The organism is Pseudomonas marginalis (genome assembly GCF_001645105.1).
In the GTDB taxonomy this organism is placed as follows: domain Bacteria; phylum Pseudomonadota; class Gammaproteobacteria; order Pseudomonadales; family Pseudomonadaceae; genus Aquipseudomonas; species Aquipseudomonas petroselini.
Map to the genome: position 1 here is coordinate 360,391 of NZ_LKEG01000052.1, position 13,893 is coordinate 374,283.

The following is a 13,893-nucleotide window of genomic DNA, read 5'->3' on the forward strand; positions in this document are numbered from 1 at the left end:
CTACTGATGTACTTTGGAAAATGCTTACACACCCGCGGCATGCTGGTTGGCTTGAGCCTTTTGCTGGGGGGCTGCGCGAGTGTTTCCCAGCCCTCCACCCCAGCCACCCTCGATCACCTGATGGCCGACCCGGCGCTCAACGGCGCCACCGTCTCCCTGATGGTGCGTGACGCCCGCAGCGGCAGCACGCTCTACCAACACAACCCGCGAACACGGGTCATTCCTGCGTCCAACCTCAAATTGCTCACCACTGCGGCGGCGATGGATGTGCTGGGGCCGCAGTACCGGTTTTCCACTCAACTGCTGGGTAACGGCACCCAGCAGGGCGAGCGCCTCAGCGGCAACCTCTATTTGCGCGGCTTGGGCGACCCGACCACGCAATTCGCCGACTACCAGGCATTGGCGGCACAACTGGCGGGGCAAGGTGTGCGCCAGGTCCAAGGCGATCTTGTCTTCGACGACACCTGGTTCGACGCCGAACGGCTGGGCGTGGACTGGGCCCAGGACGATGAAAGCACCTACTACGGCGCGCAGATTTCGGCGCTGACCGTGTCGCCCAATGCGGATTTTGATGCGGGCACGTTACTCGTCACGGCGAAGGCGCCCGTCGCGGTTGGCCAGCCGGTGAGTGTGGTGGTGAGCCCGTCCACCGATTATGTGCAATTGAGCAACCGCGCGGTCAGCGGTCCCGGTAACACCTACGGCATCACCCGCCAGCACGGCACCAACCTGCTGCAACTCACGGGTGCGCTGGCGCCAGGCAAACAAAGCCGGCAGTGGGTGAGCGTGTGGGAGCCGACGCAACTGGTGGCCAATCTGTTTGAGCAGGCATTGGCGCAGCAGGGCATCCAGGTACTGGGCCGACGCATGATCGGTGGTACAAGCCCTGCAACGGCCAGGGTGCTGGCCGAGCATCAATCGGCACCGCTGCAGGAACTGATCACGCCGCTGCTCAAACTGTCGAACAACAACATGTCGGAAGCGTTGCTCAAGGCCATGGGGCGCAAGACAGCTAACGCGGGTACGGCGCAGGCCGGTGTCGCGGCAGTCGCGGATTTCATGCGGCGCCAGGGTTTGGACCCGATGACGCTGAGCCAGGTGGACGGTTCAGGTCTGTCGCGGCGTAACTGGGTGTCGTCGCAGAACCTGACCGACCTGCTGCTGGCCGCAGCCAAGCAGCCCTGGTTCGAAGCCTGGTACAACGCCTTGCCGATCGCCGGTGACCCCGACCGCATGACCGGCGGCAGCCTGCGCTACCGCCTGCGCGGCACGGCGGCGCAAAACAACCTGCACGCCAAGACCGGCTCCATGGCCGGGGTTTCCTCGTTGAGCGGCTACATCACCGACGCCGATGGCCGACGCCTGGTGTTTTCAATGATCAGCAATAACTACGTGAGTGACGCCACGCCCATCCGTGCGCTGGAAAACCGCGTGGCACTGGCCCTGAGCCAATGGCACGACTAGCTCAGGGCTGATACCCCATCCGCCAACTCACGGCCTGGGTCGCCGCCAGCAAGTGCTGCGCCGCCGGGCCGTCTTCATCGGCGTGGAACAACGAGGTGGGGCCGACCACGGTCATCACCGCCGCCACTTGGCCGACAGCGTTGAACACCGGCGCCGACAACGCATCGACGCCGGGCATCAGCAGACCATGCACAAAGTGCAGGCCACGGCGGCGGATCTGTTCGCAGGCGGTCGCGTAAGCCTGGTCGTCCGCCAGGGCATGGGCGGTGCCGGCCTGGATCTCGCGTTCCCGCAGCTCTACGGTTTCCCGCGACGGCAGGAACGCACTGAACACCAGCCCGGTGGACGAACTGAGCAGCGGCAACACCGAACCCAGCTGCGTGACCACCGTCACCGCACGCACCGCCGGTTCGATCTGCACCACGGTCGCGCCCTGGTTACCCCACACCGCCAGGAAGCAGGTTTCATTCAATTCATCGCGCAACTCCGCCAGGGGCATCGCGCCGACCTTGAGCACGTCCATGCTGCCCAGCGCCGCCAGGCCCACACGCAAGGCTTCGCGGCCCAGGCCATAGTGATTGGTGGCGGTGTTCTGTTCGGCGAAACCTGAGGCGATCAGCGCCTGCAGGTAGCGGTGCACCTTGCTGGCCGGCATTTGCACGTGCTCGGCCAGGCGTGAAAGCGAGGTCGCCGGTGACAGTTCGGCCAGGGCCTTGAGGATGTCGGTGCCCACTTCGGCCGAGCGGACTTTCTGTTTACCGGTGTCGCGGGGCTTTTCCATGGAAGGGCGAGAATCCGAGAGATGAATGGGCGTCTTTATAGCTTGACGGTCGTCAGTGATCAAATTACGTTATGCGTAACTGGATTACGATAAAAACAACTTCCGTACAGAGGATGATCCATGAACCTCGAATACCTGTCGGGCTTCGGCAATGAGTTCGCCAGCGAAGCCCTGGTCGGCGCACTGCCGGTCGGCCAGAACTCCCCACAAAAAGCGCCCTATGGGCTGTATACCGAACTGTTCTCCGGCACGGCGTTCACCATGGCGCGCAGCGAAGCCCGGCGCACCTGGCTGTACCGCATTCAGCCGTCGGCCAATCACCCAGCGTTTATCAAGCTTGAACGGCAGTTGGTCGGTGGGCCGTTGGGGGCGGTGACGCCGAATCGCTTGCGCTGGAACCCGTTGGATATTCCAAGTGAGCCGACTGACTTTGTCGATGGGCTTGTAGGAATGGTCGCTAATTCCGGGTCGGAAAAACCTTCGGGTATCAGCATCTACAACTACCGCGCGAATCGTTCGATGGAGCGGGTGTTCTTCAATGCCGATGGCGAATGGTTGATCGTTCCCGAACAGGGCCGTCTGCGTATCGCGACTGAATTGGGCGTGCTGGAAGTCGAGCCGCTGGAAATCGTCGTGCTGCCGCGCGGCCTCAAATTCCGCGTCGAACTGCTGGATGCGCAAGCGCGCGGCTACGTCGCCGAGAACCACGGTGCCCCACTGCGCCTGCCGGACCTGGGGCCCATCGGCAGCAACGGCCTGGCCAACCCGCGCGACTTCCTGACCCCGGTCGCCCACTACGAAGACCTGAAACAACCGACAACGCTGGTACAGAAATTCCTCGGCGAACTCTGGGCTTGCGAGCTGGATCATTCCCCGCTCAATGTGGTCGCCTGGCACGGTAACAATGTGCCGTACAAATACGACCTGCGCCGCTTCAACACGATAGGCACCGTGAGCTTCGACCACCCGGACCCGTCGATCTTCACGGTATTGACCTCGCCCACCAGCACCCACGGCCTGGCCAACCTCGACTTCGTGATCTTCCCTCCGCGCTGGATGGTGGCCGAGAAGACCTTCCGTCCCCCGTGGTTCCACCGCAACCTGATGAACGAATACATGGGCCTGATCCAAGGAGCCTACGACGCCAAGGCCGAAGGCTTCGTGCCCGGCGGCGCGTCGCTGCACAGCTGCATGAGCGCCCACGGCCCGGACGGCGAAACCTGCACCAAGGCCATCAACGTGGCGCTGGCGCCGCACAAGATCGATAACACCATGGCCTTTATGTTCGAGACCAGCCAAGTGCTTCGCCCGACCCAGTTCGCCTTGGACTGCCCGCAACTGCAACCTTCTTATGACGCGTGCTGGGCCTCGTTGCCCGCCACCTTCAACCCGAACCGGAGATAAACCCATGACGCAGCCAACACTCACCCGCAGCTGGGTGGCCTCCGCGAATGGTCACACCGATTTTCCGCTGCAGAACCTGCCGTTGGGCGTGTTCAGCGTCAACGGCTCCGCACCGCGCGCTGGCGTGGCGATTGGCGACTCGATTCTGGACCTGCACGCCGCGATCGATGCGTTCGACGGTGACGCCCGTCGCGCCGTCGAGGCGACCGCCGGTGGCCAACTGAACGCCTTCTTCGAACTGGGGCGTGGCCCGCGCGTGGCCTTGCGCGAGCGCTTGCTGACGTTGTTGGCCGAAGGCAGCACACTGCAGGCGCGTGAAGCGCACGTGTTGCACCGTGCTGCCGATTGCCAGATGCACGTACCGGCGCGGATCAATGACTACACCGACTTCTACGTCGGTATCGAGCACGCGCAGAACGTCGGCAAACTGTTCCGCCCCGACAACCCTCTGCTGCCCAACTACAAGTACGTGCCGATTGGCTACCACGGCCGCGCGTCGACCATCCGTCCCTCGGGCACCGATGTGCGCCGCCCCAAGGGCCAGACCTTGCCCGCCGGCCAGGCCGAACCCACCTTCGGTCCGTGTGCACGCCTGGACTACGAGTTGGAACTGGGCGTCTGGATCGGCCAGGGCAATGAGATGGGCGATTCGATTGCCATTGGTGACGCGGCTGAACATATCGCCGGTTTCTGCCTGCTCAATGACTGGTCGGCACGGGATATCCAGGCCTGGGAGTACCAGCCGCTGGGCCCGTTCCTGTCGAAAAGCTTTATCACCTCCATTTCACCGTGGGTGGTGACGGCCGAGGCACTTGAACCGTTCCGCACCGCGCAACCGGCGCGGCCCGAAGGTGACCCGCAGCCGCTGTCGTACCTGCTGGATCAGCGCGACCAGGCAGCGGGTGCCCTGGATATCGAATTGGAAGTCTTGCTGACCACGGCCGCCATGCGTGAGCAAAACCTGCCGGCCTATCGCCTGGCCTTGAGCAACAGCCTGCATATGTACTGGACCGCCGCGCAATTGGTCGCGCACCACAGCGTCAACGGTTGCCAGCTGCAGGCCGGTGACCTGTTTGGTACGGGGACTTTGTCGGGGCCGCAAGCCGGTCAGTTCGGCAGCCTGTTGGAAATGACCGAAGGCGGCAAAAAGGCCGTCGAATTGCCCTCCGGCGAGGTGCGCAAGTTCCTCGAAGACGGCGATGAAGTCATCCTGCGCGCTCGCTGCAGTCGTGAAGGTTTTGCCTCCATCGGCTTCGGCGAATGCCGCGGCACTGTGGTCGCGGCGCGCTAGGAGGAGACGGGGATGGAACTCTATACCTACTACCGTTCCACCGCGTCGTACCGGGTTCGCATCGCCTTGGCGCTCAAGGGCCTGGATTTCACTGCCGTGCCGGTCAACCTGCTGGTGCCGGCGGGCGGTGCCAATCGCCAACCCGAGTATTTGGCGATCAACCCGCAAGGGCGTGTGCCGGCCTTGCGCACCGATGAGGGTGAGCTGTTGATCCAGTCGCTGGCGATCATCGAATACCTGGAGGAGCGTTACCCACAGGTGCCGTTGCTCTCCAACGACCTTGCGGCCCGTGCCCATGCGCGTGCGGTGGCGTCGATCATCGGCTGCGATATTCACCCGCTGCACAACTCCAGTACCCAGAACCTGCTGCGTCAGTGGGGGCATGACGAGGCAAAGGTGCTGGAATGGATTGGCCATTGGGTCAGCCAGGGATTGGGCGCGGTGGAACACTTGATCGGCGATCAGGGGTATTGCTTCGGCGACCAGCCGGGGCTGGCCGACGCGTTCCTGATTCCGCAGTTGTATGCGGCCGAGCGCTTCAAGGTGCCATTGGCGGCGTACCTGCGCATCGGACGGGTGGCGGCGTTGGCGGCACAGCATCCGGCATTTGTGCAGGCACACCCCGCCAAACAACCTGACACGCCTTAGGACCCAATGTGGGAGGGGGCTTGCCCTAATGCCAGTCAGTTAAGACGTAGAAAGGGCAAAAAATAACCTGTGGCGAGGGAGCTTGCTCCCGTTGGGCCGCGAAGCGGCCCCAGCTCTTTGTTTCAAAAGACTGGGACTGCTGCGCAGTCCAACGGGAGCAAGCTCCCTCGCCACAGGTACAGTGTTTGCCCTGAACTGACTGGCATTAGGGCTTGCCCCCTCCCACATTTTGACCTGCGCCACCCTTATAAAAATAACAGGTACTTTGCGATGCACAATCAAATTGCCAGCTTTCGCGCGGCACTCGACGCTCGTCCGGTCTCGCGCTACCAGTGGATGATTCTTCTGTTGCTGGCACTGTTGCTGGTGACGGATGGCTATGACGCCCAGGTGTTGGGGTATGTAGTTCCAGCGTTGGCTCAGGATTGGGGGCTGGAAAAGGCCGCATTTGGGCCGGTGTTCAGCGCCAACCTGCTTGGGCTGACCTTGGGTTCGCTACTGGTCACGCCATTGGCGGATCGCTTTGGCGTACGACGCATCCTGCTTGGCTGCGTGCTGATCTACGCCAGCCTCACGGTGCTGATGGTGTTCGCCCACTCACTGACCACCTTGATGGAAGCCAGGTTTATCTGCGGTATCGGCATGGGGGGCGCCATGCCCAGTGCCATGGCGTTGATGTCGGACTACTCCCCACCGCGCCTGCGCACGTTGATGGTGACCCTGGCGGCCTGTGGCTTCTCGTTTGGTGGGGCAGCGGGTGGGTTTGTGGCGGCGGGGTTTATCGAAGGCTTCGGGTGGCAGGCAGTGTTTCTGGCAGGTGGCGTAACGCCGCTGCTGTTGTTCCCGTTTCTTGTGCGGTGGTTGCCGGAATCCTTGCCGCGCTTGCTGCGAGATGCGCCGCCGTATGCGCGGCTGCAGGCCGTGACGTCACGCATGTTGCCCGGCTGGCAAGCGCCGCCTGCGAGCGAGGCCGAGAACCAGCAGGAGCAGGGCAGCAAACTGACCGTCGTGGAGTTGTTCCGCAATGGCTATGCGCGTCCGACGTTGCTGATCTGGGCGACCTTTTTTGTCAGCTTGATCCTGCTGTATTTCATGATCAGTTGGTTGCCGTCGCTGCTGTTGGAAAGCGGGCTGGCGTTGAAAGAAGCCAACCTGGTGACGTCGATGTTCCTGTTCGCCGGCACCTTGGGGGCCATCGGCATGGCCTGGTTCGCCGACCGCTTGCAAAGCAAAGTGCGCCTCCTGTCCGGCGTGATGGCGACGGCGGCGGTGTGCACCATTCTGCTCGGTCTCAACCATGACAACCCGCGCTACCTGGTGGCCTGTGTGTTTGCGGCAGGGTTTTGCATCATCGGTGGTCAGCTGACCCTCAACGCCTTTGCCAGCAATTTCTACCCGGCGCACGTACGCGCTACCGGAACGGGCTGGGCGTTGGGCGTGGGGCGGTTTGGCTCGATCCTGGGGCCGCTGTTTGGCAGCATACTGCTGGCGATGCATATCCCGGTGGAGCAGATTTTCTTCTTTTGCGCGATACCGGCGGTGATCGCGGCGTTGTTGATTATCCGGGTGCGCTCGCCTGGCGGTGTGAGGCCGAACGCCTCGCTGCCGGGCGATATTCTCAAGGCGCCGGGCAATCACTGAGCCAGCGTCAATCAGCGTGGAAGCGCTCGAGAATCGGGCGTCAGTGCACCACTGAATTGGGCGGCAAATGCCCCAGGCGCTCGGTCAGGCGCAGGCGTTGGATCGGGTCTTCGCTGAGCATCAGCGCGTGTTCCAAGTCAAAACGCTCGGCGTTGGGGCAGTCCAGGCGCTGGTACAGGCTGGCCCGTGCCAGGTAATCGGCGGCGCTGGCATTGCCCAGCTCCAGCACGCGCTCGGCGTCGACCAAGGCTTCAAGCGGGGCGTCGTTGGCCAGGTGCAATTGCCGCAGGTTGCGTGACAGCCGCTGCAGGATCGAACGTGGATCGGCGGTGTGCAGGTGGTCGGCCTGCAACTTGAGGTTGGGGCCGTATTGGCGTTGCAGCAGGTCACGGCAATCATTGGGGTACAGGCGCCGGCCGCCGCACGGGTCCAGAAGGTGATCGGCGCCGGGGACCCGCAGTAGAAAGTGGCCGGGAAAATTCACGCCGACCATGGGGATATCCAGGCGTCGTGCCAACTCAAGGGCGATCAGCCCCATGGCCAGGGGTTGTCCGCGTTTGCGCTGCAAGACTTTGTCCAGCAGCGCGGCAGCGGGGCGCAGTGGCGTGAACTCATCCTGGGCAAACCCCAAGTCATTCATGCGCCGCAACAACGTCTGGCCCAGTTCATCCGCCGGCACCATGGGCATGCCGAGGCTCACCTGCTGTTGCAGCAACGTCAGCTCCTGCAGGATCAGCAATGGCTGCACTGCCGGGTCATGCTCGGCGGCGATCCACAGCGCGGCTTCAAACAGCGCAGGGGGGGAGCGTTCCAGGCAGGCAAAAAAAGCTTTGCGGGGGTTCATTGCATTCTCCGGCGGATGCCCCCGTTTTAGCCTTGCTGGGAATTTTCGTCCAGTGGCTTAGGCGATAACCTGTGCGCTTATGTCGCAAGGCCTGCGAAATCGAGCGGCTTATTCCAGCGTATTTCGGCAGGTTTCTGCCGCAAGCCTATACTTGGCCCACTACCAGAAGTGATTCGGGAGCTTGACGATGTTTGCTCTCATGCACAGCACCCGCCTTGAATCGCTGCACTTGAGCGTCGACCCGGCCACCGGGCTGAAGGCGGTCATCGCCATCCATAACAGCCGCCTGGGGCCTGCTCTCGGCGGTTGTCGCTATCTCTCCTACCCCGACGACGAAAGTGCCGTGGCCGACGCTGCGCGCCTGGCCCAAGGCATGAGCTACAAGGCGGCATTGGCCGGTTTGCCGGTGGGCGGCGGTACGGCGGTGATCCTGCGCCCCGGCCATGTGGAAAACCGCGCGGCACTGTTTGAAGCATTCGGCCGTTGTATCGAGCAACTCGACGGCCGCTACATCACCGCCACCGACAGCGGCACCTCGGTGGCCGACATGGACTGCATCGCCCAGCACACCCGCTTCGTCACCAGCACCAGCGCGGCAGGCGACCCTTCGCCCCATGCCGCCATGGGCGTTTTCGCCGGCATCCGCACCACCGCCATGGCCCGCCTGGGCAGCGACAACCTTGAAGGTTTGCGCGTCGCCATCCAGGGCCTCGGTAACGTCGGTTACGCCCTGGCCGAACAACTGCACGCCGCGGGTGCCGAACTGCTGGTCAGCGACATCGACCACGGCAAGGTGCAGTTGGCCATGGAGCAACTGGGCGCGCACCCCATCGCCAACGACGCCTTGCTCAGCACCCCGTGCGACATCCTCGCGCCCTGCGGCCTCGGGGCCGTGTTCAACCGCCAGAGCGTCGGCCAACTGCGCTGCGCTGCCGTGGCCGGTTCCGCCAGTGCGCAATTGACCAACCTGCAAGTGGCAGACCAACTGGAAGGACGCGGCATCCTCTACGCCCCTGACTACGTCATCAACTCGGGCGGCCTGATCTACGTCGCGCTCAAACACAGCGGGGCAGAACTGCCGACCATCACCGCGCACTTGTCCAACATCGGCACGCGCCTCACGGAAATCTTCGCCCACGCCCAAGCCGAAAAACGCTCGCCCGCACGGGTCGCGGATGAATTGGCCGAGCGCCTGCTTTACCAATAGCCGGTTATTAAAAAGGCCCTGAATCGATGATTCAGGGCCTGTTCAATTCGGGCTTTATTCCGCCGGTGCGTTCAGCAACTCGGACAACGCGTCCGGCTGACTCTTGAACGCCTTGGCAAATACATCGCGGTTCTTCGCCATGTAGATCCCGGCTTCTTCCACCTGCTGCTCGCTCAAGGACGGCACGGCTTTTTGCAACACTTCTGCCAGCAACTCAGCGAGTTCAAGCATCTTGTCATGACGGTCAGCTTCGGCTTTATCCATGAACAAACGCTCCAGATCTCGGCTGCTGCGGTATACCACTTCGACGGCCATTCACCACCTCACATGCCTTCACGATAGTTGTCTTTTGCTACTACTGTATTCATATACAGTGAAAAGAGTAAGCCAAACGGTGGGGTTTGGGTAGCAGTTTTTTAATGTAGTCGGGAAATAGAGGTTTGCTACAACGGAAATTTCTGACAACACGGCGAGGTTGCCGGGTAATCCTACGGTGACACCCTCTTCAATGTGACCCCCAACGGGAGCAAGCTCCCTCGCCACAGGTTATGTGCCACTTAATGAATCTGTGTCTCATGTCATGCTGCCACCATCTCAGTTCCCTGCCCTGGCCTTTTTTCTGCATGCAGAACAACCGTCACGTCCAACCCGCATTATCCGGTCGAGTCGACCTAAGGAAGCATCATCGTGAAAATCAATTGGGCCGAAAGGCTGCGCCAGCAAGTACATGGTCTGGCTGAGTCCCTGGGCAATCTGTTTGTCGAGTCGTTCCACTACCTGGCGTTGTTCGCCATTGGTGCGGTGACCGCCTGGGCAGCGGTGATGGAGTTTCTGGGGATGCTCGAGAACGGGCACATCAAGATTGATGACATCTTGCTGCTGTTCATCTACCTGGAATTGGGCGCGATGGTCGGGATTTATTTCAAGACCAACCACATGCCCGTGCGCTTTCTGATCTACGTGGCAATCACCGCGCTGACGCGCCTGCTGATTTCCAACGTGTCCCACCACAATCCACCCGACATTGGCATCATCTACCTGTGCGGCGGGATTCTGCTCTTGGCGTTTGCGATCCTGGTGGTGCGCTATGCGTCGTCGTCGTTCCCCTCCGTGAAGGTAGAAGGCCCGCGCCGCAAGGGCGAAGCGAGCCTGGAAACCGAGAAGGGTGAGCTTTAAAGCCCGACACTGAAGGGCAGGGGGCGGTTGGGCGGGCGCTGTAGCACTTTGTGATCGCCATCCGTCATCACCGCCAGGATTTCCATGGCGCTGTGACCCTGCTCGATGGCGATGCCGAATTGGATACTCTGCACCAGACGCTTCAGCCGCTTTGGATCATTGCGTTGTTCGGCGCTGATCATGCGTTTGGCTACCACACCTTGCTCGTTGGAGAGGGTCAGCATGATGCTGCCGTCCAGCCGTTGGATGCTCAAGTTGACACGATATTCTGGCGTGAACGTGTCGGTGATGATCTGAAAAGGATTGTCCATGGTGCGTTACCGCCTGATAAGAACATGCAGTCATTGACGACCGGTGTCGGGTTTAGTTCGCGTCTCCTGACCACCGGCCACTCCGTCGCTGAAGCTTCACAAGATCCGTTTGCTTCAATGCTGTACAGCAAGGGGCGTGCCGTACAGAGATCTTTCAGACAGTGCGACTCCAATGTGGGAGGGGGCTTGCCCCCGATAGCAGTCTTTCCGCCGAGCATTCATTGGCTGACACACCGCCATCAGGGGCAAGCCCGATCCCACCGTTGTTTTGGGTTGTTCTTGAAGTCGGTGACCTGTTTCAGGGCAGTACCGAGAAAACGATCGCAGACAGCGCAATCAACCCAATCACCACCACAAACACATTCGACAGCTGACCCGAGTACTGGTGCAGAGAGGGCACGCGGCGGATCGCGTACATCGGCATCAAGAACAGCAGGCACGCGATGATCGGCCCGCCCATGGTCTCGATCATGCCCAAGATACTCGGGTTGAAAGTCGCCACGGCCCAGCACGTCAGCACCATAAACAGCGCGGTGCAGCGTTCCAGCCATTTGGACGACATCGAACGGTTACGCCCGCGCAGGGATTTGACGATCAGGCCTTGGAAGCCTTCGCTCGCGCCGATGTAGTGACCGAGGAAGGATTTGGTGATGGCCACCAGCGCGATCAACGGCGCGGCGTAGGCGATCACCGGGGTCTGGAAGTGGTTGGCCAGGTACGACAGGATCGAGATGTTCTGGGCCTTGGCCGCTGCCAGGTCGGCCGGCGACAGCGCCAGTACACAACTGAAGCAGAAGAACATCACGGTCAGCACCATCATGCCGTGGGCGGTGGCGAGGATGCCGCTGCTTTTGCGCTCGGCCTGCGAGCCGTACACGCGTTTCTGGTCGACGGCGAACGCGGAGATGATCGGCGAATGGTTGAACGAAAACACCATGACCGGGATCGCCAGCCACAAGGTCTTGAAGAACATCGGCAGCGGCATGCCCTCGCTGGCAGAGGCGAAGAACGCACCGTTCCAGTTGGGGACCAGGCTCACGGCCAGCAGCAACAGGGCGGCCACGAACGGGTACACCAGCACGCTCATGGCCTTGACGATCACGCCCTGGCCGCAGCGCACAATGGCCATCAGTCCGAGGATCAGCACCAGCGACAGGATCGCCCGAGGTGGTGGGGCCATGTGCAGTTGGTGTTCCATGAAACTGCCGAGGGTGTTGGTCAGCGCCACGCTGTACACCAACAGGATCGGGAAGATCGCAAAGAAATACAGCAGGGTGATCAGCTTGCCGGCGCCGACGCCGAAGTGTTCTTCGACTACTTCAGTGATGTCGCCGGATTTGCCCGACAGCACAAAACGCGTCAGCCCACGGTGGGCGAAGAAGGTCATGGGGAAGGCCAGCAGTGCCAGCACGATCAGCGGCCAGAAACCGCCGACGCCGGCATTGATCGGCAAGAACAGGGTGCCGGCACCGATGGCGGTGCCGTAGAGGCCCAGCATCCAGGTGGTGTCGTGTTGGGTCCAGCCGGTGGTCACGGTGTTGTCTGAAACAGGATTTTCGGCAGCAGGTGTACGTACATCGGTCATCGTTATTGCCTCGTTATTATTTTTGCGCGGGCTCACGTTTGGGGCGGGTAGCAGTGCTCCGATCAGCACTCCACCCAGCTGACCGCCAGGCCGCCCCGTGAAGTTTCTTTGTATTTGTCATGCATGTCGGCACCGGTATCGCGCATGGTGCGGATCACCCGGTCGAGGGAAATGAAGTGTTTGCCGTCACCGCGCAGGGCCATTTGCGTGGCGTTGATCGCCTTGACCGCCGCGATGGCGTTGCGCTCGATGCACGGTACTTGCACCAGGCCGCCGACCGGGTCGCAGGTGAGGCCGAGGTTGTGCTCCAGGCCGATTTCGGCGGCGTTTTCCAATTGCTCGGGGGTGGCGCCGAGGATGTCGGCCAACCCCGCAGCGGCCATGGCGCAGGCCGAACCGACCTCGCCCTGGCAGCCGACTTCGGCACCGGAGATCGAGGCATTTTTCTTGCAGAGAATGCCGACGGCAGCAGCGGCCAGGAAGAAATTGACTACGTCGTCGTCAGACGCGTCGGCGTTGAACTTCATGTAGTAATGCAGCACGGCCGGGATGATCCCGGCGGCGCCATTGGTCGGCGCAGTCACCATGCGCCCGCCGGCGGCATTTTCCTCGTTGACGGCGAGGGCGAAGAGGTTGACCCATTCCATCGCCGACAAGGTTGAAGTGATCACATTCGGCTTGCCGATTTCCAGCAGGCTGCGGTGCAGTTTTGCCGCGCGGCGTGGCACGTCCAGGCCACCTGGCAGGATGCCTTCATCGCGCAGGCCTTGCTCCACGCATTCGCGCATCACCGACCAGATATGCAGCAGGCCGCTGCGGATGTCGGCGTCGCTGCGCCAAGCGCGTTCGTTGGCCATCATCAGTTCGGAAACCCGCAAGCCATGCTTGTTACACAAGGCCAGCAGCTCCACGGCGCTGGAAAAGTCGTAGGGCAAATCAACATCGCTGGTCGGCGCAATGCCGGAAGCGGCTTCTGCCGCTTCGATGATGAAACCGCCGCCCACCGAGTAATAGGTTTGCTCACTCAACAGGCCATTTTCGCCATAGGCGTGCAGGGACATGGCGTTGGGGTGGTAGGGCAGGCTCTCGTCCAGCAGCAGGAGGTCTGTGTGCCAGTTGAAGGCAATGTCTTGTGTGCCTGCGAGTAGCAGACGGCCGGACTCGTGCAATTGCTGGATGCGGGGATTGATCGAGCTCGGATCAACCTGATCCGGCCATTCGCCCATCAGCCCCATCACGCAGGCGCGGTCGGTGGCGTGGCCGACACCGGTGGCGGACAGTGAGCCGTACAGGCGCACTTCCACGCGGCGGGTATCGGTCAGCAATTGTTGGTCGATCAGGGCTTGGGCGAAGGTCGCCGCCGCCCGCATGGGGCCGACGGTGTGGGAGCTGGAGGGGCCAATGCCCACTTTGAATAGATCAAAAACGCTGATAGCCATGCTAAAGCCTTACAAGCAATGGAGTAGAAATCGCTGCCATGTTTTGTAGAGCGAGCGGAATTGGCGCGATACTGAGCCTCTGGATCGGCACTGACCAACGAA

General features: G+C 61.8%; 13 protein-coding genes. 7 read left to right on the plus strand and 6 right to left on the minus strand.

All coding sequences use genetic code 11. The features are described from left to right. Positions 1 to 6: 6 nt before the first annotated feature. Positions 7 to 1,464, plus strand: a complete 1,458-nt coding sequence (dacB, locus tag AO064_RS23830; protein WP_064054827.1) for a D-alanyl-D-alanine carboxypeptidase/D-alanyl-D-alanine endopeptidase — start codon at positions 7 to 9, stop codon at positions 1,462 to 1,464. Between the two features lies 1 nt (position 1,465). Here the strand turns inward: dacB and AO064_RS23835 are convergent, their stop codons facing one another. Beyond that, positions 1,466 to 2,245, minus strand: coding sequence for an IclR family transcriptional regulator (locus tag AO064_RS23835; RefSeq protein WP_064054828.1), 780 nt, complete (start codon positions 2,243 to 2,245; stop codon positions 1,466 to 1,468). Positions 2,246 to 2,365: 120 nt separating this feature from the next. On the opposite strand from AO064_RS23835, the gene hmgA reads away from it, so the two are divergent. From hmgA to AO064_RS23855, 4 genes are all read left to right on the plus strand, one after another. Beyond that, positions 2,366 to 3,649, plus strand: a complete 1,284-nt coding sequence (gene hmgA / locus AO064_RS23840; protein ID WP_064054829.1) for a homogentisate 1,2-dioxygenase — start codon at positions 2,366 to 2,368, stop codon at positions 3,647 to 3,649. A 4-nt stretch (positions 3,650 to 3,653) separates the two neighbouring features. Then, on the plus strand, positions 3,654 to 4,940 hold the full coding sequence (fahA, locus tag AO064_RS23845; protein ID WP_064054830.1) for a fumarylacetoacetase: 1,287 nt from the start codon (positions 3,654 to 3,656) through the stop codon (positions 4,938 to 4,940). 12 nt (positions 4,941 to 4,952) lie between these two features. Then, positions 4,953 to 5,588, plus strand: coding sequence for a maleylacetoacetate isomerase (gene maiA, locus AO064_RS23850; RefSeq protein WP_064054831.1), 636 nt, complete (start codon positions 4,953 to 4,955; stop codon positions 5,586 to 5,588). Between the two features lie 270 nt (positions 5,589 to 5,858). Beyond that, entirely contained in the window at positions 5,859 to 7,229 is a 1,371-nt protein-coding gene (locus AO064_RS23855) for an MFS transporter (protein WP_064054832.1), read from the plus strand. Between the two features lie 40 nt (positions 7,230 to 7,269). Here AO064_RS23855 and AO064_RS23860 read toward each other — a convergent pair whose 3' ends face one another. Further along, positions 7,270 to 8,073, minus strand: coding sequence for a SirB1 family protein (locus AO064_RS23860; RefSeq protein ID WP_012722372.1), 804 nt, complete (start codon positions 8,071 to 8,073; stop codon positions 7,270 to 7,272). A gap of 187 nt (positions 8,074 to 8,260) precedes the next feature. Between AO064_RS23860 and AO064_RS23865 the strand changes: the two genes are divergently transcribed. Continuing rightward, complete coding sequence (locus tag AO064_RS23865; RefSeq protein ID WP_043204825.1) at positions 8,261 to 9,280, plus strand: Glu/Leu/Phe/Val dehydrogenase family protein; 1,020 nt, start codon at positions 8,261 to 8,263, stop codon at positions 9,278 to 9,280. A gap of 54 nt (positions 9,281 to 9,334) precedes the next feature. On the opposite strand, the gene AO064_RS23870 is transcribed toward AO064_RS23865, so the two are convergent. Then, complete coding sequence (locus tag AO064_RS23870; protein ID WP_012722374.1) at positions 9,335 to 9,595, minus strand: YebG family protein; 261 nt, start codon at positions 9,593 to 9,595, stop codon at positions 9,335 to 9,337. 372 nt (positions 9,596 to 9,967) lie between these two features. On the opposite strand from AO064_RS23870, the gene AO064_RS23875 reads away from it, so the two are divergent. Then, a complete protein-coding gene (locus tag AO064_RS23875; RefSeq protein WP_012722375.1) occupies positions 9,968 to 10,456 on the plus strand; it encodes a phosphate-starvation-inducible protein PsiE in 489 nt (162 codons plus the stop codon). Here AO064_RS23875 and AO064_RS23880 read toward each other — a convergent pair. The 3 genes from AO064_RS23880 to AO064_RS23890 form a co-directional block, all read right to left on the minus strand. Further along, on the minus strand, positions 10,453 to 10,767 hold the full coding sequence (locus AO064_RS23880) for a DUF3509 domain-containing protein (RefSeq protein ID WP_012722376.1): 315 nt from the start codon (positions 10,765 to 10,767) through the stop codon (positions 10,453 to 10,455). The genes AO064_RS23875 and AO064_RS23880 overlap by 4 nt on opposite strands. Positions 10,768 to 11,065: 298 nt before the next feature. After that, a complete protein-coding gene (locus AO064_RS23885) occupies positions 11,066 to 12,352 on the minus strand; it encodes a serine/threonine transporter (RefSeq protein WP_064054833.1) in 1,287 nt (428 codons plus the stop codon). A gap of 62 nt (positions 12,353 to 12,414) precedes the next feature. Then, positions 12,415 to 13,791 carry an L-serine ammonia-lyase gene (locus AO064_RS23890; RefSeq protein ID WP_046034377.1) on the minus strand — a complete coding sequence of 459 codons (1,377 nt, stop codon included), beginning with the start codon at positions 13,789 to 13,791 and terminating at the stop codon, positions 12,415 to 12,417. Between the last annotated feature and the right edge of the window lie 102 nt (positions 13,792 to 13,893).

Excerpts from the sequence above, each read along its gene's own strand:
- hmgA (WP_064054829.1), top strand. The coding sequence starts at position 2,366 with ATGAACCTCGAATACCTGTCGGGCTTCGGCAATGAGTTCGCCAGCGAA.
- AO064_RS23860 (WP_012722372.1), bottom strand. The coding sequence starts at position 8,073 with ATGAACCCCCGCAAAGCTTTTTTTGCCTGCCTGGAACGCTCCCCCCCT.
- AO064_RS23870 (WP_012722374.1), bottom strand. The coding sequence starts at position 9,595 with ATGGCCGTCGAAGTGGTATACCGCAGCAGCCGAGATCTGGAGCGTTTG.
- AO064_RS23890 (WP_046034377.1), bottom strand. The coding sequence starts at position 13,791 with ATGGCTATCAGCGTTTTTGATCTATTCAAAGTGGGCATTGGCCCCTCC.
- AO064_RS23865 (WP_043204825.1), top strand. The coding sequence starts at position 8,261 with ATGTTTGCTCTCATGCACAGCACCCGCCTTGAATCGCTGCACTTGAGC.
- AO064_RS23835 (WP_064054828.1), bottom strand. The coding sequence starts at position 2,245 with ATGGAAAAGCCCCGCGACACCGGTAAACAGAAAGTCCGCTCGGCCGAA.
- maiA (WP_064054831.1), top strand. The coding sequence starts at position 4,953 with ATGGAACTCTATACCTACTACCGTTCCACCGCGTCGTACCGGGTTCGC.
- AO064_RS23880 (WP_012722376.1), bottom strand. The coding sequence starts at position 10,767 with ATGGACAATCCTTTTCAGATCATCACCGACACGTTCACGCCAGAATAT.
- AO064_RS23855 (WP_064054832.1), top strand. The coding sequence starts at position 5,859 with ATGCACAATCAAATTGCCAGCTTTCGCGCGGCACTCGACGCTCGTCCG.
- dacB (WP_064054827.1), top strand. The coding sequence starts at position 7 with ATGTACTTTGGAAAATGCTTACACACCCGCGGCATGCTGGTTGGCTTG.
- fahA (WP_064054830.1), top strand. The coding sequence starts at position 3,654 with ATGACGCAGCCAACACTCACCCGCAGCTGGGTGGCCTCCGCGAATGGT.
- AO064_RS23885 (WP_064054833.1), bottom strand. The coding sequence starts at position 12,352 with ATGACCGATGTACGTACACCTGCTGCCGAAAATCCTGTTTCAGACAAC.